The sequence below is a fragment of the Agrobacterium sp. 22-210-1 genome (assembly GCF_053522525.1).
The window spans coordinates 1,864,834-1,883,928 of the sequence record NZ_JBNWCI010000001.1 but is presented as its reverse complement, the minus strand read 5'-3'; the positions used below and the strand labels follow the sequence as shown (position 1 = coordinate 1,883,928).

At 58.5% G+C, this 19,095-nt stretch carries 20 protein-coding genes; 10 read left to right on the top strand and 10 right to left on the bottom strand.

The window, feature by feature from the left end; all coding sequences use genetic code 11:
* Nucleotides 1–59 precede the first annotated feature (59 nt).
* The 6 genes from ACQZ5F_RS09435 to ACQZ5F_RS09410 all read left to right on the top strand — a co-directional run bounded on the left by ACQZ5F_RS09435 (nucleotide 60) and on the right by ACQZ5F_RS09410 (nucleotide 5,103).
* Nucleotides 60–467, top strand: a complete 408-nt coding sequence (locus tag ACQZ5F_RS09435) for a GPW/gp25 family protein (RefSeq protein ID WP_448730528.1) — start codon at nucleotides 60–62, stop codon at nucleotides 465–467.
* Nucleotides 460–1,593, top strand: coding sequence for a baseplate J/gp47 family protein (locus ACQZ5F_RS09430; RefSeq protein ID WP_448730529.1), 1,134 nt, complete (start codon nucleotides 460–462; stop codon nucleotides 1,591–1,593). Before ACQZ5F_RS09435 ends, ACQZ5F_RS09430 begins: the two co-directional genes overlap by 8 nt.
* Complete coding sequence (locus ACQZ5F_RS09425) at nucleotides 1,586–2,245, top strand: phage tail protein I (protein WP_448730530.1); 660 nt, start codon at nucleotides 1,586–1,588, stop codon at nucleotides 2,243–2,245. Before ACQZ5F_RS09430 ends, ACQZ5F_RS09425 begins: the two co-directional genes overlap by 8 nt.
* A gap of 3 nt (nucleotides 2,246–2,248) precedes the next feature.
* Nucleotides 2,249–4,054 carry a phage tail-collar fiber domain-containing protein gene (locus tag ACQZ5F_RS09420; RefSeq protein ID WP_448730531.1) on the top strand — a complete coding sequence of 602 codons (1,806 nt, stop codon included), beginning with the start codon at nucleotides 2,249–2,251 and terminating at the stop codon, nucleotides 4,052–4,054.
* Between the two features lie 9 nt (nucleotides 4,055–4,063).
* Nucleotides 4,064–4,651, top strand: coding sequence for a DUF4376 domain-containing protein (locus tag ACQZ5F_RS09415; RefSeq protein ID WP_448730532.1), 588 nt, complete (start codon nucleotides 4,064–4,066; stop codon nucleotides 4,649–4,651).
* 227 nt (nucleotides 4,652–4,878) lie between these two features.
* The gene (locus ACQZ5F_RS09410; protein ID WP_448730533.1) at nucleotides 4,879–5,103 is read left to right on the top strand and encodes a hypothetical protein; all 225 of its coding nucleotides are present in this window, start codon (nucleotides 4,879–4,881) and stop codon (nucleotides 5,101–5,103) included.
* On the opposite strand, the gene ACQZ5F_RS09405 is transcribed toward ACQZ5F_RS09410, so the two are convergent.
* The 3 genes from ACQZ5F_RS09405 to ACQZ5F_RS09395 form a co-directional block, all read right to left on the bottom strand.
* Nucleotides 5,100–5,828, bottom strand: a complete 729-nt coding sequence (locus ACQZ5F_RS09405; protein WP_448730534.1) for a DUF4145 domain-containing protein — start codon at nucleotides 5,826–5,828, stop codon at nucleotides 5,100–5,102. The genes ACQZ5F_RS09410 and ACQZ5F_RS09405 overlap by 4 nt on opposite strands.
* A gap of 489 nt (nucleotides 5,829–6,317) precedes the next feature.
* Nucleotides 6,318–6,803, bottom strand: a complete 486-nt coding sequence (locus tag ACQZ5F_RS09400) for a peroxiredoxin (protein ID WP_046798514.1) — start codon at nucleotides 6,801–6,803, stop codon at nucleotides 6,318–6,320.
* Nucleotides 6,804–7,024: 221 nt separating this feature from the next.
* Nucleotides 7,025–7,873 carry a protein-disulfide reductase DsbD domain-containing protein gene (locus ACQZ5F_RS09395; protein WP_225245338.1) on the bottom strand — a complete coding sequence of 283 codons (849 nt, stop codon included), beginning with the start codon at nucleotides 7,871–7,873 and terminating at the stop codon, nucleotides 7,025–7,027.
* Between the two features lie 161 nt (nucleotides 7,874–8,034).
* Here ACQZ5F_RS09395 and ACQZ5F_RS09390 point away from each other — a divergent pair, with 161 nt between their 5' ends.
* From ACQZ5F_RS09390 to ACQZ5F_RS09380, 3 genes are all read left to right on the top strand, one after another.
* Nucleotides 8,035–8,640, top strand: a complete 606-nt coding sequence (locus ACQZ5F_RS09390) for a YqgE/AlgH family protein (protein ID WP_046798927.1) — start codon at nucleotides 8,035–8,037, stop codon at nucleotides 8,638–8,640.
* Between the two features lie 123 nt (nucleotides 8,641–8,763).
* Nucleotides 8,764–8,955 (top strand): CsbD family protein, encoded by a 192-nt coding sequence (locus ACQZ5F_RS09385; RefSeq protein WP_046798516.1) that lies wholly within the window; start codon nucleotides 8,764–8,766, stop codon nucleotides 8,953–8,955.
* Between the two features lie 170 nt (nucleotides 8,956–9,125).
* The gene (locus ACQZ5F_RS09380; protein WP_448730535.1) at nucleotides 9,126–10,232 is read left to right on the top strand and encodes a zinc-binding metallopeptidase family protein; all 1,107 of its coding nucleotides are present in this window, start codon (nucleotides 9,126–9,128) and stop codon (nucleotides 10,230–10,232) included.
* Between the two features lie 207 nt (nucleotides 10,233–10,439).
* Here ACQZ5F_RS09380 and ACQZ5F_RS09375 read toward each other — a convergent pair whose 3' ends face one another.
* Genes ACQZ5F_RS09375 through thrC form a run of 4 tightly spaced genes read right to left on the bottom strand, consistent with a single transcriptional unit; the run spans nucleotide 10,440 to nucleotide 16,703 of the window.
* Nucleotides 10,440–13,355: a sensor domain-containing phosphodiesterase gene (locus ACQZ5F_RS09375; RefSeq protein WP_046798518.1), complete on the bottom strand. Its 2,916-nt coding sequence runs from the start codon at nucleotides 13,353–13,355 to the stop codon at nucleotides 10,440–10,442.
* Nucleotides 13,352–13,951, bottom strand: a complete 600-nt coding sequence (locus tag ACQZ5F_RS09370) for a GNAT family N-acetyltransferase (RefSeq protein WP_046798519.1) — start codon at nucleotides 13,949–13,951, stop codon at nucleotides 13,352–13,354. Before ACQZ5F_RS09370 ends, ACQZ5F_RS09375 begins: the two co-directional genes overlap by 4 nt.
* A 34-nt stretch (nucleotides 13,952–13,985) precedes the next feature.
* Nucleotides 13,986–15,284, bottom strand: a complete 1,299-nt coding sequence (locus ACQZ5F_RS09365) for a M16 family metallopeptidase (protein WP_046798520.1) — start codon at nucleotides 15,282–15,284, stop codon at nucleotides 13,986–13,988.
* A gap of 21 nt (nucleotides 15,285–15,305) precedes the next feature.
* Nucleotides 15,306–16,703, bottom strand: a complete 1,398-nt coding sequence (gene thrC / locus ACQZ5F_RS09360) for a threonine synthase (RefSeq protein ID WP_052817430.1) — start codon at nucleotides 16,701–16,703, stop codon at nucleotides 15,306–15,308.
* 278 nt (nucleotides 16,704–16,981) lie between these two features.
* On the opposite strand from thrC, the gene ACQZ5F_RS09355 reads away from it, so the two are divergent.
* The gene (locus ACQZ5F_RS09355) at nucleotides 16,982–17,521 is read left to right on the top strand and encodes a hypothetical protein (RefSeq protein ID WP_046798928.1); all 540 of its coding nucleotides are present in this window, start codon (nucleotides 16,982–16,984) and stop codon (nucleotides 17,519–17,521) included.
* Nucleotides 17,522–17,592: 71 nt separating this feature from the next.
* Here ACQZ5F_RS09355 and ACQZ5F_RS09350 read toward each other — a convergent pair whose 3' ends face one another.
* The 3 genes from ACQZ5F_RS09350 to ACQZ5F_RS09340 form a co-directional block, all read right to left on the bottom strand.
* Complete coding sequence (locus ACQZ5F_RS09350; protein WP_059754107.1) at nucleotides 17,593–17,907, bottom strand: BrnA antitoxin family protein; 315 nt, start codon at nucleotides 17,905–17,907, stop codon at nucleotides 17,593–17,595.
* Nucleotides 17,886–18,164, bottom strand: coding sequence for a BrnT family toxin (locus ACQZ5F_RS09345; protein ID WP_046798523.1), 279 nt, complete (start codon nucleotides 18,162–18,164; stop codon nucleotides 17,886–17,888). The genes ACQZ5F_RS09350 and ACQZ5F_RS09345 overlap by 22 nt, the downstream gene beginning before the upstream one ends.
* A gap of 71 nt (nucleotides 18,165–18,235) precedes the next feature.
* Nucleotides 18,236–18,925: an HAD family hydrolase gene (locus ACQZ5F_RS09340; RefSeq protein WP_004440401.1), complete on the bottom strand. Its 690-nt coding sequence runs from the start codon at nucleotides 18,923–18,925 to the stop codon at nucleotides 18,236–18,238.
* Nucleotides 18,926–19,095 lie beyond the last annotated feature (170 nt).

Here is a 19,095-nt window from a genome sequence, read left to right as displayed (position 1 = left end):
CGATTGACCGGAACCGAGTTCCGGTCATTTTTGTTTGTGGCGTGCGGCACTCTCTCCGCATGATCGACAAGGACAAAATCACTCACCGTCACTGGTCCATGAAGGTCGGCCGCGCCGATCCGAAGACCGCTATTGCGCCTGACACCTATGGCGAGATCGTCACGGCGGTCGAAGACCTGTCGCAGTCGATCACCAATCTTATCCTGACGCCGAAAGGCTCCGTTCCGACCGAACCGGAAAAGGGCGTCGACATTCTCGGCTCCATTGACCGGCACCCGGATGTCGGCATTCCGTACCTGACCCGCGAGATTTGGGACGCCATCACCATCTGGGAGCCGCGTGTCACTGTCGAGCGCGTCGTAGTCGCCATGGTGCAGTTTTCCCATTTCCAGACGCAGGTTTTCTGGCGACCGGTTCAATCCGTGCTGGATGATCTTCAGATTACGGAGGTCGTTTATAATGGCTGACCCGGTCAAGCGCACACTTGCAGAGCTTCGCGAAAGCGGCGCTCCGGAATTCTTCGAGCGCGATCCTTCTGTGCTGAAGGCGCAGTTCAAGGCTAAGTTCGAGGCGGTTGCCAACCGCACGCTCTATCCTGCGCAGACGGAAATGTACCTGATCGAAGTTGCGGCCTATGCCTTGTCTCTGCTCAACGAGGCGGCGCAGACAGGCGTTCTTCAGAACACGGTCGTTTTCTCTGAAGGCGTCCACCTCGAAAACCGTGCCGCCAACGTCGCGACCTTCCGGCTTCTGGCACAGGCGGCCGTCACCACAATCGAGTTTCGCGTGTCCACCATTCGACTGCTGGATACGGTCATTCCGAAAGGCACCCGCGTCGGCGCTGGCAACGCCGTGACCTTCGCCACCGATTCCGATCTCGTCATCCCGGCCGGAATGCTTGCCGCAAATGTGGCCGCCACCGCAACGGCAACCGGTGCGACATGGAACGGTCTCGGCATCGGCAAGGTGACGGATATTCTTGACCCCGTCGCTTTCGTCACCAGCGCCAGCAATCTGACGGACATTTCGGGCGGAACCGACATCGAGGAGAAGGAGCGTTTCCGTCTTCGCGCCGCCAACGCCCTTCATACGATCAGCAAGGCTGGCCCGCGTGACGGCTATCGCGAGCATGTCATGGCGGTCAATCCGGAGATCGTGGATGTTGCGGTCATCCGGCCGGAACCGGGCCATATCGACATTTATCCGCTCATGAAAACCGGCCTACCTTCGAATGAGCTGAAGGCGGACATTCTCGCCTACCTCGATCCGAACACCCGCCGCCCGATGGGCGACTATGTCGTTGTTCATTCTCCGGAGCCGGTCAATTTCGACATGGTGCTGACCGTCCGCGTTCGCGAGACGGCGGCCGGTCAGCAGGAGCTGTTCGAAAGTGTGGCGCAGGCGGCTTTCCAACCTTGGACGCAGGAACTTGGCGCGCAGATCGCGCCGTCCGTCATCACGTCAGCCCTGAAAGCCCTGCCGCGTGTCGCGGACGCCAAGCTGACCAGCTTCGATTTTTTCGACCTTGCCGCCCACCAGTTCCCGGTTCTGGCATCGCTTGTGGTCAATATCGTGGTGGTGCCGAATGAGTGATTTCATCCCCGCCATCCTTGTTCCTCCTGGCATCAGCGACCAGCGCGACCGTGACTATATCGAGGCGCTTTCGCAGACGCTCGCTACCTTCAAGCCGTCCGCGCTGGTCGTTCAGGACGCTTTCACCGCTCCGGCCGCCTTGTTGCCGATCATGGTGGTGGAAGCCGCTTTGCTGGATTTTATCTCTCCCGACATGCGCGAGGATCTGTTGCGCGCCATGATCGACGCCGCACCCGAGATCCACGCGATGCGCGGAACCGTCGCGGGCGTGCGGAAAGCGTTAGAAACAATCGGCGTTTCTGCGCGCTGGACGCAATGGTGGCAGGAAGAGCCGAAGGCGTATCACGACACGCATAAGGTCGTTCTGTTCATCAACGACACCGTCATCAACGGCCATGCGCCGCTCGATCTGCCGAACCAGAAGGCGGCGGCGCGCATCATCGCGGCCGCCAAAAGGCACAGCCAGGACATCGCCATCCAGTACGGCGTGCGCGGCGAAGCGACCCTTTACCTTGGCGCATCCTCCCGGCGCGGGCGCACCGTTCGCATCACGGCCCCGCAGCTCGGGGACGAGGCCTATTCCATTTCCACCTTCGCGGGGACCGGAGCCTATGCGCTCCGCAGCATCCGCATCAACGCAAAGGCAGCTTGAGGCATGGCGCAGGCTTATTTTTCGCTCGTCACCACCACCGGCAAGATCAAACTGGCAGAGAGTGCAGCCGGTGGTGATCCGCTTGTTATCACCCATTTTGCCATCGGTGACGGCAATGGTGCTGATACCAATCCAACCGCCGCCGCGACCGCGCTGGTTCGCGAGGTCTGGCGCACGCCGGTCGAAAGCGTCATCACCGATCCGGACAATCCGTCCGCCATTCTGGTCACGGCAATTATCCCGACCAATGCCGGTGGCTGGTGGATGCGCGAGTTCGGGATTTTCGATCAGGCTGGGTCGATGATCGCCGTCGCCAAGCCCGTCAGCCAGTACAAGCCGACCGCGCTTGAAGGCCAGCTTGAGGATATCCGGTACGAATTCCAGATCATCATTGGCGAGAACGCCAATGTTACCCTGCTGGTCGATCCTTCCCTGTTGTTTGCGACACGGGCTTGGGTTGAAAACCGCAAGGTTCCGATGGGCCAACTCATGCGTCTGCCGTGGATGCCCGTGCTTTCCATGACGCTCTCCAGCGCGCCCGGCAATCCGGCCGTGGGCGACAGCTACATTGTTCCTTCTAACGCCACCGGCATCTGGGCTGCGAATATCGGCAAAATTGCCGAGTGGAACGGTACGAGCTGGAATTTCATTGCGCCGCCTGACGGTCACGGCGTCAGTCTCCCGGATGGCCGTGTATTCGAACGTGTCGGCGGTAATTATGTGGAAAAGCTGGCAATCGATACGCAGTCCGGCAAGTGGATGTCCGCTGCTGCAGGAGGAACGGCAGATGCCATAACCGCATCTTTCTCCCCCGCTATCTTATTGTTGGTCAACGGCCTGAGCGTGCGGGTCCGCGCCTCCGCAGCCAACGCGACAATAACCCCGACATTTACGCCTAACTCGGGTCTCATTGCTGCGGCCCCAATCAAAAAGGGCGCAAATCTGAACCTCGCCCCCGGCGATATCTCGGGCGGCTACTGGATGGAACTGACTTACGATCTGTCCTCCAATGTGTGGATTTTGAAAAATCCCGCGACTGGCGTTATCCCCCAGCAGTTGCACCAAGTATCAGCATCTGTTGCAGCAAATGCTCTCACGCTGGGGTGGGCTGGCGGTAATCTTTCTTTCCGGTCGGCTTCTGCTGCAAATGGCTCGATATCGTCGGTAAGTTCCAACCCCCTGTCGCTGACAGTTCCGGCGGGCGCTACTCTAGGAACGGTTAGCGGCGTAATTTCCCAAGTCCTGATCCTCGTCCTCTACAACAACGGTTCACCGACTCTCGGGATCGTCCACGCCACGACGACAGGAAGCCTGAACCTTGATGAAACCGGGGTGATATCGTCTTCTGCAATAGGTGGCGGTGCAAATTCGGCCAACGTCGTTTATTCCGCCGCCCCTGTCGCTAACAGTCCCTACCGGGTTGTGGGGTATGCGCTCATTGCGGAAACGACCCCAGGTCAATGGGCGTCTCCTCCGTCGATGGTTCAACCCATGGGGTCCGTTAGCATATTGAGCCTCGTGTCCACTGCGGCCGGTTTCTCCTCTGCTTTTGGACCGACTGGATATCAAAAGCTGCCCACGGGGCAGATACTCCAATGGGGTTTCGTAACGAACACAGGATCGCAAAACAGCGGCTCCGGTTCATTTCCCATCGCTTTTCCAAATGGGTGCCGGGGTGTGTGGGGAAGTCGTTCTGCGACCAACTCAGCGAATTATGCCCTGTCATTCAATTGGGGGTCTTCAGGATTTGGTTGGTACGACAGCGGGTCTTCTTTCCCGTCATTCGGCTGGTTCGCTTTAGGCAATTGAGGATTGATCATGGGACAGAAATACGCGGCATTTGACGAATTTGGAAAAATCACGGGGTTTTACGACAGCATCGACAGCCCGGTTCCCGATGGCGTAAACGCCATTGAAATCACGGACGCCGAGTGGCTGGCTTGCTTGGCAACGGAGGGATATTCAGTTCTTGACGGGCAACTTTCGCCACCTTCGCCACCGACAGAAGCGGAACTTTTAGAGCGTGCGAGAAAAATCAAAATAGCCGACCTTAGTGCAGCGTGTGAAGCTGCCATCGTTGGCGGCTATCAATCAAATGCTCTCGGGGCGGTGCACACATATCCGTCCAATATCAAAGACCAGATCAACATGATGGGGTCTGTGTCGGACAGCTTGCTGCCCAATCTGCCCGCCGACTGGATTACGCCGTTTTGGGTTTGCGACGCCGATGGCCTCTGGAGTTGGAAAATGCACAATGCGCCCCAAATTCAGCAGGCGGGCCGAAACGGCAAGGCACATGTCGTTGAGTGCCAGACGGCTCTGGCGACACTTACCGCCAGCGTTAATTCAGCGGAGACGCCAGAAGCCGTCGCCGCCGTTGTCTGGCCTGAAGGAGCGGCAGCATGAACGAAATATTCTATCTGGCCATCTTCGGCCTGATCTGCGGCGTGCTTGCCCTGATTGGTGGCATGGGCTGGCTGATCTGGTTCGTCATAGAACACGTCAGGATTATCTAACGAAAAAACCCGTCCACTGTCCGAGGCCGTGGACGGGTTCTTTTGCCCCACTCATCAAGGGGCGACTTTTAAAAGCACCGGCAGGCCGGTTTTGCAACCTCTTAAAAGGCACCATTCATGAAACGCGTTGAATGCTACCGCGCCGACAATGGCCATTTGGAAAAAGAGTTGGACCGAGCGAAAGCCCATGATCTTCACTGGGCGCTTCCGAATTCTACAAGCAACCCGAATGCCAAGGCGCTCGATTGGTTCGACTGCATGCGCATTATGGAAAACGCTGACCTCGTGATGCAGCACCTGAAGGAATTCATCGAACTGCGCGATGTAAAAAACGGATGCTAAGAATGTTGCCGCTTCGCTTCAATTCGCGCTGGCAATGCAAAGGCCATATTGAGAAACATCCGCAGAAACTCGATGTATTCTCTCGCTTCATTTGCATCGCCAACAGCGTCATGGGTCGCGGCGTTCCCATCCAGACGCAACGCGTGCGCCCAATCACTGATGGGCTGAGTAATCACCGAACTATCGCGCAAAAATTCGATGCGTTTGAAAAGAGTGTCGCTTTCTTTTGCTCCCAGCTTTTTTGTGACCACGTCGAGAACGGTGCGGCATACTCCCGTGATTATAGATGGCGTTATGCCTTGGTTCAGCATGTTCTGCGCGTCTACGAACTGGCGTGTAATTTCCTCTGGCCAGTGGGGGTCAGCATCAGGCCTCGCAGGAGCGGGGTGGACCTCTTCGACAGTTATAGATTTGAACCCGCCGAGTATCGCGCCATCGCCCTTGGTAATAAGATTCTTGATGCTTTCGTAAGTGGCACGTTCCGCCTTGAATACGATCAGCGCAGGACCGTTACACCTTGGACAATGACACAATGCGGAAGCGCTCAAGAGATCGCCATCGGAAAGCACTTGAACATGGAGCTGCCGTCGCATCGGACTTTGCCTATCCAGATCACGCAGCTTTTTGACTTCCTCTGGTGTCCTCTGAGTGTGATCGAACAATGCTTTGAAGTGAAAATCGACCAGTTCGTTACAGCGGCCGCAGGTACTTGGAACAGAAAACATTCTCGCCCCCAAAAGGATAAAAAATGAGCAGGGAATCACTTGTAAACAAGGTTCATCATCTGCTCATCTATTACTCTAACCGACAAGATGAACTCAATCGGGAGTTAGGGCTGCTTATAGTCAGGCACAACAAGGAAGCCGTTTTGGCAGCGCTAATCGAATGCGCAGCGGACGCATATTCTCATCAAAATCATAAGAGGGGCGACTACCGGCGATTTTCCAAGTGCTAGAAAAATTTTTGTCCAGAAGTTATTTCATTTGTGTCCAGAAGGCAGCGGCGCGCCACACAATGTGGTGTGTCTGGCGATCTTGTATCATTAAGCACACCGTCACCCCGGACTAGATCCGGGGTCCAGCCAGCCCAAGTCCTTGGGCTGAAACAACTCTTCCACGGCGCAGACGCGCCGTGGCTGGATGCCGGATCAAGTCCGGCATGACGGAGGATGGGGTGAAGAACTCATTGTCACGGACAGAGCGCCAGAGCCGCCCTTAAAGCTGCTCGATCATCGCCGCAGCAGCAGAAACGGTCGCCTGGCCGGGGTTTTCCTCGACATTCAGCGACTTCACCACGCCGTCTTCAACCAGCATCGAATAACGCTTGGAGCGCACGCCAAGCCCGCCGCCGGAAAGATCGGCATCGAGGCCAAGCGCCTTGGTGAAGGCCGCGTCCCAGTCGGCGAGGAAGTGGATCTTGCCCTGACCGCCGGAGGATTGTGCCCATGCGCCCATGACGTGCCAGTCATTGACGGCGATCACGGCAATGTCATCCACGCCCTTGGCGAGAATGGCGTCCCGGTTTTCGAGGTAACCCGGCAGATGGTTCAGCGAGCAGGTGGGGGTGAAAGCGCCGGGTACGGCGAAAAGAACGACCTTCTTGCCGCCGAAAAGCTGATCCGTGGTGGTTTCCACCGGGCCGTCGGCCGTCTTTTCCTTGAAGGTTGCGGAAGGCAGTTTTTCGCCGATCTTGATGGTCATGTCCATGCTCCTGTGGTCGTTCGGTTGGCGCGACTATAGAGCATTTCCAGTAAAAGTGCGTAGCGGTTTTACGTCCGGATAATGCGATAAAACAAAGAAATGAAGCACGTCCCGATGGTTCCGTTCAGACGTGCTCCAGAGCACGGAAATGAAATCTGTCATGCGGTTTTCGAGTTAAATTGCTTAACCGAAAGGGCCGCTCGGCTCCTTGCGAAAACCGCTCAGGGCTTCGGAAAATTCAGCATCGTTTCCATGGCCCGGTCGCCGGATTTGACCAGGATAGGCCAGCTATTGCCCGGCACCTGATAGGTTTTCGGCAGGCCCTTGATGTTCATGTAAAAGGACAGCTTGCGCTTGTCGCGCACCATGTTCTGCGGCTCGTAATAGGCAAAGCCAGAGGGACCGGCGATGAAGATCTCGGTTTCCTTCGGCGCGTTTTCCGGCAATTGCAGTTGCACGCCGAGCATGGTCTTGTCGGGCGTGATGTGGAAATCGGTGACCTTGAAATCGTCGGAGGCGGCTTCGGGCAGCGTTTCGCGGGCTTCCTCCAGCAGACGCCGTTCCTCGCCATCGTCATCACCCGCATTACCACGGTCGATCGAGAATGTCGCCTCGAAGGGAATGCAGATATTCTGGCACACGCCGATAAAGGCGGTGAGGTCGATCTTTCCGCTGGCCGCCGGGTCGGCGGCTTTCAGCTGAAAAGGCAGGCTGACGGCATGGTCGTAGCCGATATCGGTAATGTCGCCATTTTCGATGAGCTTGGGAACGGGATAGGCCATGGTGGCAAGCGTAACACCGCTTGCCGGATCAAGCGTGATCTTCGGCGGTATGCCGGCTTCTCCCGGCTCGCGCCAATAGGTGATCCAGCCGTCTTTCGGCTCAATCTGCAATACGCCGCGCACCACGCCGTCCGCATCCATGGCAAGGCTTGCCACGCGCATCTGGCCGCCTTCGCTTCTGGCCCAATCGGTAATTTCGGCCCGGGCGGCTTGCGCGCCGCCGAGGAGAGCGGCAAACAGGGCCGCGAAACGAAGATGTGAAAATCGGAAGAATGTCCTGGCGCTCATGCTTCCCGTCTAACCCAACATTGCCCGGCCGACCAGTTACGAATTCGTGGGGTTCATCATTTTCGGTTGATTGATGGCACGCTATGCCGCATCCTGTCCCTTGTCGAAGTGCGAACGCCGTTTTCCGTTCAATCACGGAATTCGGTCTGCTGGAGGCGCCGGTGAGCTTTTCAACCCTGATGGACAAACGCGAACGTGGCTTTCTCGACGGTCAGTTCCTCATGGCGATGCCGGGGCTGGACGACGGTAATTTTGCCCGTGCGGTGATCTATATCTGTGCCCATTCGGATGCCGGCGCCATGGGCTTCATCATCAACCGGCCGCAGCAGATCACGTTTACGGACATTCTGCTGCATCTGAAACTGGTGGATAGCAATGACGCCATCATGCTACCCAACCGTACCCGCGAATTTCCCATCCAGTGCGGCGGACCGGTCGAATCCGGCCGTGGCTTCGTGCTGCATTCCGATGATTACTTGAGCGAATCCAGCATTCCGGTCAGCGACGATATTTCCCTGACGGCGACGCTGGATATCGTCCGCGCCATTTCCAACGGCCGTGGCCCGCAAAGGGCCACCATGCTGCTCGGTTATGCCGGCTGGGGACCCGGCCAGCTGGAAAACGAGATCGCCAATAATGGCTGGCTGAACTGCCCGGCGGCGGAAGATCTGATTTTCGATCGCGGGCTGGACAATAAATATGAGCGGGCGCTGGCCCTGATGGGCGTTGATGCGCGCATGCTCTCCACCGATGCCGGCCACGCGTAAATTTGGCGGGCGTATATTTTCTGCCGCCCGCATATCATTATATGTGGGAACCAAATCCTGCCCCCTCACGTTAGTCACCCGGAAAGCCGGACAGACAGTACGGCTCAACTAGGGAGCAGTAAGATGGGTAGCACATCAGACAAGATTTCCGGTACGGCAAACGAAGTTGCTGGCAAGGTCAAGAAGAGCGTCGGCGAAGCCACCGGCAATAACGAGCTGCGCGCCAAGGGTGCCGCCCAGGAAACCAAGGGCAAGGTACAGAAGAGTGTTGGCAAGGCCAAGGATGCCGTCAAGGGCGCTGTCGACCGGATGTAATGCCGCCTGACAGTCTTCCGCCTCTCTGACGATGCGGCGCTTGGAGCGCATGTGTTATCGCACATGCGCTCTTGTCGTATGGGATGCCGGAACGACGGGTTTGTTACGCCGTTCATGGTGACATCGTATGTTTGCCTTCTCCCAACTGATCCATCGCAAGGGTTTCATCAATGAGACTTTTTTCCTGCGCATCCTGCGGCCAGCCGGTCCATTTTGACAATCGTTTCTGCGTCTCCTGCGGTCATCGCCTTGCCTTCGTGCCGGAGCGCCTTTCCATGGAAGCGCTGGCGCCGGCCGGCGAACCGAACTGGCAGATCGTCGGCGAGCCGCAAAGACAGGTGCGTTTCTGCGCCAATGAGGTGAACGACATCTGCAATTGGGCGGTGCCGGCGGAAAGCGACAGTGCCTTCTGCCCCGCCTGCAGCCATAATCGTCTGGTGCCGGACATCGCCACGGAGCAGGGGATCGAACAGTGGCGCCGCATCAGCCAGGCACAGCGGCATCTGTTTTATTCGATCCTGCGGCTTGGCCTGCCACATCCCAACCGTGATGTTGATCCGGCGGGTGGACTTGTCTTCGACTTTCTGGTCGATGAAGTGGCACCCGATGGTTCGGTTATTCCGGCAATGACCGGGCATGATGAGGGCTTGATCGCAATCCGCGCCGCGGAAGCCGACGATGTGACGCGCGAGCAGGTGCGTACCAACATGAATGAGCCGTATCGCACCCTGCTTGGCCATTTCCGCCATGAGGTCGGGCATTTCATCTGGAACAAGCTGGTGCGCGATGCGAACCGCCTGGAGGCCTGCCGCGCGGTGTTCGGTGATGACCGCGAGGACTACGCTGCGGCGCTGCAACGCAATTACGAACAGGGGCCGCGCCTCGACTGGCAGGAGACGTTCATAAGCTCTTACGCCTCCGTCCACCCCTGGGAGGATTTCGCCGAATGTTTCGCCCATTACTTGCATATCGTTGATACGCTTGAGACCGCCCGCGCCTTCGGCGTCGCAATCGATCCTGATGGGCATGAGGAAATGGCAGCCGAAGTGACATTCGATCCTTACAATGCCCGCAGTGCCGCACAGTTGGTCAAGGCCTGGATCCCGCTCAGTGTCGCCATCAATTCCATCCAGCGCAGCATGGGGGAGGCGGACCTCTACCCCTTCGTGCTGACGCCGCCGGTGGTAACCAAGATGGAGTTCATTCACGACCTGCTGCATGGGAAGGTGGCGGCGGATGAAGCGCCGATGGCAGAGCAGAATGCGGTAGTGCAGTGAATGCCCGGGAGGCGGAGAGTCCTGATCAGGGGAAGCATCGTTTTCTTCTCCCGTCATACCGGCCTTGAGCCGGTATCCAGCCAGCCCAAGTCCTTGGGCTGAAAGGAGTCTTTCCACCGGGCAGACGCCCGTTGGCTGGATTCCGGCTCAAGGCCGGAATGACGGAGGTGGCGGGGCATCAGCCTTCATCACCCCAGGTCGGCCCCCTTACGAAGCCCGCTTCGTCGGCTGGAAACGTTCCCGCAGCAGCTTCAGCGCCGCATCGCCGGAGACCGGGGTGCCGAACAGGAAACTCTGGCCGAAATGGCAGTTCATGCGTGAAAGCTCGGCCGCATCTTCAGGCGTTTCGATGCCTTCCGCCACCACCTGCATGTCGAGCGCGCGCGCCATGGCGATGACGGAGCGCAGGAGCACGTTGCGCTTGTCGCTGGTATTGGCCACCAGCGCCTTGTCGAGCTTGATTGTGTCGAAGGGGAAGCGGGTGAGATAGGCGAGTGACGAATAGCCCGTGCCGAAATCGTCCATGGCGAGGCTCAAGCCCGTTTCCTTCAGCTTGGAAAGTACAAGCCGCGCCTGTTCCGGGTTTTCCATGACGACGGATTCCGTCAGTTCCAGCTTCAGCTGCTGCGGATTGCAACGCGTGCGGGTCAGCATGCCACGCACATCGTTGTACAATTCGTTGTTCAGCAATTGCGCGCTGGAAATATTGACGGAAATGAAGATCGGCATCTTCTCGATGGCATGTTGCCAATCCATCAGGTCGGTGGCCGCCCGTTCGAGCGCGAACATGCCGAGCGGTTCGATCAGGCCGGAGGCTTCCGCAATCGGAATGAACTCGCTTGGCGGAATATTGCCGCGCTTGGGGTGCTCCCAGCGCATCAGCGCCTCGAAGCCGGCCAGCTCGCCATCGTCAAGCTTGACGATCGGCTGATAGGCGAGCGACAGCTCCTTGCGTTCGATGGCGCGGCGCAGGTCGCTTTCCATTTGCAGGCGGTCGGTGCCTGAGGTGCGGAAGGCGGGGCGGAACGGTTCGACGCGGTTGCCGCCGGCGCGCTTGGCGCGGTACATGGCCAGCTCCGCGTCGCTGAGCAGACCGGCCGCACTTTCCTGCTGGTCGATCCACGAGACGAGGCCGATGGAGGCGGTGAGGATGATTTCGCGGTTGGCGAAATTGATCGGCACCATGATCGCCTTGTTCACCGCATCGGCAAAATCGGCCACCCGCTGCGGATCGCGCTCCGAGGTCAGGATAAGGCCGAATTCATCACCACCGAGACGCGCCAGCGTATCCTGCGGTTTCAGCAGCCGGCGCAGACGCCGTGTCAGTGCGATGAGGATATTGTCGCCGGCTGCAATGCCAAGCGTATCGTTAACCAGCTTGTAACGGTCGATATCGATCGCCATCACCGTCGGGCGCACGCCCTCGCTATCGGGCGAGAGATTGAGGATCGATTGCAGGCGGTCGAGAAACACCTGCCGGTTCGGAAGCCCGGTCAGATTGTCGTTCATCGCATCCTGCAACAGCCGCTCGACCGAATTTTTCTGCTCGGTAATATCGGTGATGGTGCCGACGCAGCGGATGATTTCGCCATTGGAGCCGAGAACCGGACGGGCGCGGATTTGCAGCCAGTGGAAATGACCGTCTTCGGCACGAATGCGGAATTCGTGGTTGAGGCGGCCCTTGCGATGGTCGAGCAGCACGTCGAGCGTCGCCTTGAACCGGTCGCGATCGTCAGGGTGCAGGCGCGGCAGCCAGTTGCGCGCAGCGCCATGCATGGTGCCGGGTTCCAGCCCAAGCCGGTTGGAAATGTCAGGCGTGGTGACGATACGGTCACGCGTCACATCCCAGTCCCAGACCGTGTCACCGCTGCCCGTCAGCGCCAGCGACTGGCGTTCGAGGTCGGAAAACAGACCCTGCTGATAGGCGCTGCCGGCAAAGGCGTGCTGGATCACGGTAAAACCGATCAGAAGCACGATCAGCACCAGCCCGCCGCCAAGCGCCGGCTGCACGATGTCGTTGTCCAGCTGCCCCGTCACCGTCAGCCAGCTGCCAAACAGCCAGACGAGGATCAGTGCCCAGGAGGGAACCAGCAAGATGGCCCGGTCATATTTGTTGAAACCGAGATAGATGATGAGCGCGATGCCGGCGGTCGCTGTCAGCGCGAAGGATACGCGGGCGATACCCGAGGCGACCGATGGATCGTAGATAGCAACACCGAACAGCAGCGCCAGACCCACGACCCAGGCAAAAGTCGCATAACCCAGATGCGCATGCCATCGGTTGAGGTTGAGATAGGTGAAGAGGAAGACCACGAAGCTGGAGGCGAGTGCCACTTCGGCACCCGCCCTCCATATTCGTTGGTCGCTTGAGGTGACGGTGATGAGTTTTTCGAGAAAGCCGAAATCGACGCAGATATAGGCGAGAACCGCCCAGGCGAGTGCTGCGGACGCCGGCAGAACCGAAGTGCCCTTGACCACGAAAAGGATGGTCAAAAGTACGGCCAGCAGACCGGCAATGCCAAGCACGATGCCGCGATAGAGCGTAAAGGCGTTGATCGTGTCCTTGTAGGCTTCCGGTTCCCACAGATAAAGCTGCGGCAGCTGCGGCGTGGAAAGCTCGGCAACGAAGGTGATGACGGAGCCGGGATTGAGCGTGATGCGGAACACGTCGGCATCCGGGCTCGGCTGCCGGTCGAGCGCGAAGCCTTCGCTCGGCGTGATCGCCATGATGCGCTGCGAGCCGAGATCGGGCCAGAACAGCTTGGAATTCACGAGGCGGAAATGCGGGGCGACGATGACGCGCTCCAGCTGTTCTTCCGACACGTTGGCGAGCGCGAAAACCGCCCAGTCGCCCTGGTGGTCGGTGGAACTGGCGCGCACCTCGATACGGCGGCGGATGCCGTCGGGGCCGGGCGCGGTCGAGACCTGAAAGGCTTCGCCCTGGTTGGCATAGATATCGGTGGTGGCAGTCAGATCAAGCGCGGTGTCGTCGCGGGAAATCTTCACCGGCTCGAAAGCGTAGGAATAAGAAGAGAAAAGCAGGAACAGCAGGAAAAACGGTACAGCCAGCGCGATTGCCGCCAGACGTTTCGCAAGGCATGGCTCAGGGTGAATGTAGGTCATGTATCGTACTTCGTTCCGCCGGAGCTTTGCTTGTCGGCAAGAAGGGAAAACATCATATGATCCCGCCATTGGCCATTGATTTTCAGATATTCCCGCAAGAGACCTTCCCGCTGGAACCCGGCATTTTCGAGAAGCCGGATGCTTTTGAAGTTTTCCGGAATACAGGCTGCCTCGATACGGTGCAACTGAAGTCCGTTGAAGATATAGGGTATTACCAATTTTAATGCGGCAGACATATGGCCTTTTGCGGCGTGCCGCTCGCCTGTCCAATAGCCGATCATACAGCTTTGCGCGGCACCCCGGCGGATGTAACCGATGGTGATGCCGCCGACGAGGAGGGTCTCCTTTTCGAACAGCAGAAACGAGACGGCGGTGCCGGAAGAAAACTCCTGCCCGTTGCGCACCACGCGCATGCGAAAGGAGCCTTCGGTCAGTTCATCAGGGCGCCAGGTGGGTTCCCAGGGCTGAAGAAACTGCCGGCTTTCGGAGCGCAGCACATGCCATTGCTTGAAATCGCTGTAGCGCGGCAGTCTGAGAAGATGGTCGGCGCTGCGCAGTTCAGGCGTGTCGTTATGTCGGGAAAGAAAACGCAGCATTCACCATCCCTGTGCGGAAGAAACCGCCATTTTCTCAGCCGTTCGCCTTTATCCTTGCAGGCTGCTGCGCAGAAAGCGCGGCAGTGATGTCTGAAAGAGGCGGCAGATGTTCAAGCGGGCCAATTGCGGACAATGTCGGAACTGTATCGAAAAACAGCCGTCCCGCAAGATCGGTCAGGCGTTCACGCGTGATGTCGCCGAGGCGCTCCATCATCTCCTCATTGGGAATGGGCCGGCCGTAAAGCATCATCTGCCGGGCCATCTGACCCGCACGGGCTGCCGGGCTTTCCTGCCCCATCAGCAATTGCGCGCGAATTTGCGCCCGGGCGCGGTCGATTTCTTCCTGATGGATGGTCTGCGACGATTTGCGCAGCTCATCGAGAATGACGGGCACCAGTTCCGGCAGGTCATTGCTGCCGGTGGCCGCATGCACGCCGAAGATGCCGGTATCGGAAAAGCCCCAATGGAAGGCATAGACCGAATAGCAGAGGCCGCGATATTCGCGCACTTCCTGGAACAGACGGGACGACATGCCGCCACCGAGAATATTGGCGAGAATCTGCGAGCAATAAAAATCGCGGGCGTGATAGGCCTTGCCCTCGAAGCCTAAAAGCACCTGCGCGTCCATGAGGTCGCGGGTTTCGCGGATTTCGCCGCCGGTATAGATCGCCTTCTCAAGCACCGGCGTGGCGATGGGCAGCTGCGGCAGCGAGGCGAAACGCTCTTCCACCTGCTTCACGAAGCTTTCGTGATCGACAGCGCCGGCGGCAACGACGAAGATGCGATCCGTCGTGTAGTTGCGGGCGAGATAATGTCTGATCTGGCCTGTCGTGAAGGATTGCACGGTGTCCGGCGTGCCGAGGATCGGGCGGCCAATGGTCTGGTCGCGATAGGCGACACCGGAGAAATTGTCGAAGATCACGTCGTCGGGCGTATCGGTCGCAGCGCCGATTTCCTGGAGGATGACGTTTTTCTCCCGCTCCAGCTCGTCTTCGTCGAAGAGAGATTCCGTCAGAATATCGGCAAGGATATCGACGGCGAGCGGAACATGGTCCTTGAGGACGCGGGCGTAATAGGAGGTTGTTTCCGTCGACGTCGCGGCGTTGACTTCGCCGCCGACATTTTCGATCTCTTCGGCGATCTGCCGGGCGGTGCGGCGCGCCGTGCCCTTGAACGCCATATGTTCGAGTAGATGGGCGATGCCGTGTTCGGCAGTCGTCTCGTTGCGGGATCCGGATTTGATCCACACCCCAAGAGCAACGCTTTCGAGATGCGGCATTCTTTCCGTCACAACGGTCAACCCGGACGAAAGCCGGGTCACATTAACTCTCATACTCAACGTCTTTCCGCGTCTCTATTTGCCGGCGCGTGCATGTTGGCCAATGAAGGTTTCCACGGCTTTCAGCTCTGCGTCCAGAATGTCGAAACGCTCCTCCCGGTTCATAATGTCAGCTAGCCATACTGGAAGCGCAGGCTCGATTGCGCAAGCGGATTTTACAGCGGCCGGGAATTTAGCCGGGTGGGCGGTAGACAGAACCACCATCGGGCTTCCCGCTTTTTCGTGCTTTTCCGCCACGAAAACACCGGTCGCCGTATGCGGGTCGATCAGGTATCCGGTTTTCTCAAGCGTCTCGCGGATGGTCGCCGCCACCTGCTTTTCGGTGGCGCGGCCGGCGCGGAAGTCGCGTCTGATGAATTTCAGTGCCTTCGGCGGAATTTCAAACGCACCGGACTGCTTCAGACCATCCATCGATGCCTTCACCGCCGCGGAATCGCGGTCATAGGCTTCAAACAGCAGGCGTTCGAAGTTGGACGAGATCTGGATGTCCATGGAAGGCGAGGTGGTGGGCTTGACGCCGCGCATCTCGTAACGGCCGGTCTTCAGCGTGCGCGCCAGAATGTCGTTGTCATTAGTGGCGATGACCAGCTTGTCGATCGGCAGGCCCATCTTCTTGGCGACGTAACCCGCGAAGATATCGCCGAAATTACCGGTTGGAACGGTGAAGGACACCTTCCGGTCCGGTCCGCCGAGCGACAGAGACGCGGTGAAATAATAGACCACCTGCGCCATGATACGCGCCCAGTTGATGGAGTTGACGCCGGAAAGCTTCACGCCGTCGCGGAACTTTACGTCGTTGAACATTTCTTTGACCAGCGTCTGGCAATCGTCGAAATTGCCGTTGATCGCCAGCGCATGCACGTTGGAAGCGGTGGAGGTCGTCATCTGGCGCTGCTGCACCGGCGAGACCTTGCCGTTCGGGAAAAGGATGAAAATGTCGGTGCGCTCGCGGCCGGCAAAGGCGTCGATCGCCGCGCCGCCGGTATCGCCCGAGGTGGCGCCGACAATGGTGGCGCGCTCGCCGCGCTCAGCCAGCGTATAGTCCATCAGGCGGGCGAGAAGCTGCATCGCCACGTCCTTGAAGGCGAGCGTGGTGCCGTGGAAAAGCTCCAGCACGAAGGTGTTCGGGCCGGTCTGCGTCAGCGGCGCGACGGCCGGATGACGGAACGTCGCATATGCGTCGTCGATCATCGCCCTGAACTTGTCGGCCGGAATTTCGCCGCCGGTGAAACGATGGAGAACCTCGAAGGCGACGTCCTGATAGGACTTGCCGCGCAGGTTGCGGATTTCCTTCTTCGTCATGGAAGGCCATTCGCGCGGCACGTAAAGCCCGCCGTCACGGCCAAGGCCCGCCAGAAGCGCGTCGCAGAAACCAAGCGAAGGGGCCGCACCCCGGGTCGATACATATTTCACGAGATAGTCCCCTGTCCTTAACCGGTATGTCCGTCGCCGATCTTCGGCATCTTTTCCAGCAGCGTCTCACGGAAATGAGGCGATTGGCGAGGTAATGAAGGGCTTTTTTGAAAATTCAAGCAAAACCGAACATGCCAATCGATTTTTTCCGGCGTCGCTGCTATAGACCATCGCCAACCTGCGTGAAAGGTCAATAAACAGCGTCTCCGGTTCGGTTCCGGGACAATGGAGAGGGAATTAGAAGAGTGTCAGGGAATTTCTTGCGTTTGTCCGCCGCGATGTCGCTTCTGGCCGTCGTTGCAGGGTGCAATTCCTCCAATCCGTCGGACTCGCTTGCCGTCAACCCTCCTGCGGCGCAGGCCAATGCCGTTGCCCCGGTGGTGCAGGCTAACTGCCCGACGGTCACGGTTCTCGACGCCAGCGCCGTCCACCGCGTTTATGCCGGTGGCGCCAAGGACGATCCGCAGAAGCTCGCCTATCAGGTCTCGCTGTCAGATACGACGCGCTCGTGCACTGCAAACGAATCCACGCTGACGGTGAACGTGCTGGCCCAGGGTCGTCTCGTTCCCGGCCCGATGGCCAAGCCCGGCCGCGTAACGGTTCCGATCCGCGTGACGGTAAAGGACGGTGACGGTGAAATTTACGGCGAAACGACCAATTTCGCCATCGACGTGCCGGCAGGCTCCGCTGGCACGCAGTTCATCTTCAACAATGACCACGTTGCCATTCCCAATGGACCCGGCGGCGCACCGAAGTCGGTCAGCGTCTACATCGGCTTCGCGGAGCAGGGCGCAAAGGCCAAGACCAAGCGCCGGTGATTTGACGGGCGAAATGTAAAAAACCGGAGGCTGCTTTTGCGGGCTCCGGTTTTTTTTGAATGGCAACGGATTTAAATACCAGCTGCCTTTCGCAAGGCCTCGTTGATGCGGCTCTGCCATCCTTTGCCACCTTCGCGAAAACGCTCCACCACGTCTTCATCGAGGCGCAATGTTACCTGTTTCTTCGGCTTATCCACCGGCGGGCGGCCACGCGTCTTTCTGTATTCATCAATTGCTTCGAAGAAAGCAGGAGGCAAAACGTCTCGGGCGGGGCGTGCATTTGCCAGTTCCTGATCCGTCATCTCCGGGAAATCGACGGCGTCCCAATCCGCTTCGGTATAGCCGCGGCCGGGTTTGAATTCTTTCAGTTTTGCAACTTTGGCCATGGCAACCTCCTTCTTTCCCTGGAACTCGCCCGTCGGAAGCTGATGATGGATATTGCTTCTGTCCCGACAGTCGCAAAAACAACGGCCATAGTCCCGTCCCGAAAATATCCGATCGCTTTGAAGCGCGAACTTCCCGGTTCGGTGAGGCTTTTCTCGATGATGGCGTTCTCCCAGTCAAACCCATCGATATCTTCAAAGTCGAAGCCGTGCTTCTCGATATTGGCGAGCCTCTTGGGCTCGTCCCATATAATTTTCATGAATTAATGTAGCTACATTTATTAAAAGATCAATGTAGCTACTCAGATCATGAAAGAAGCGCTTTCACAACTTAAAAAGCGCCTTCCCACTCCGCCATCGCCGCGATCACGGCGGGCAGGTCCTGCATGCGCGAAATCACCGTTTCCGCGCCCGCATCCGTCAGCCGGTCGGCGTGGCTCGGATAGGTGTGGGATGCGCCGGTAAAGCCGATGACCCGCATGCCGGCGGCCTTAGCGCCATGGATGCCATGGACGGAATCTTCGACGACGACGACACGGTCGGGCGAGACGCCGAACTGGGCCGCGCCATGCAGGAAAATGTCGGGCTTCGGCTTCACGCGGTCGGCTCCAAGGTCCTTGGCGGAATAGATATGCGGCGCGAAATAGGGCTTCAGGCCCACTTTCGTCAGCATCATGTCGAGGCGGTGGCTCGAAGAGTTCGAGCAGATGCAGCGCGGCGTCGTCAGGCGCGACAGGGCGAATTTAACACCCTCGATGATCTTCACGTCCCGTTCCAGCCGCATGTCGAGCAGTTTTTCCGACTTGTCGAGAAGCGACGCGGAAAGCGGAATGCTGGCTTCGCTTTCCACCTGCAGAAGAATGTTCTTCCAGGTCATGCCGGCAAAGCGCTCGCCCATTTCCTCGACGGAGATCGGATAACCGGCCTCGGTCAGAAGGCGGGATTCCACCTGCGCCGCGATGATTTCGGAATCGACCAGAACGCCGTCGCAGTCGAAAATAATGAGGTCGAAGCCGCTCATGGGCGCTCCCTGTATCGAATGTGCCTGGAAAAAGTGATGCCGGGCTTTTAGACCATGTCCGCGCCAAGCTCAACCGGCTCACCCGCAAGGGTCGGTCCCACCGGGCTCATAGCTTGCCCATTCCGAATACGGGGAGCACATAAGCAGCTGACGGATTTAGAATATTCGGT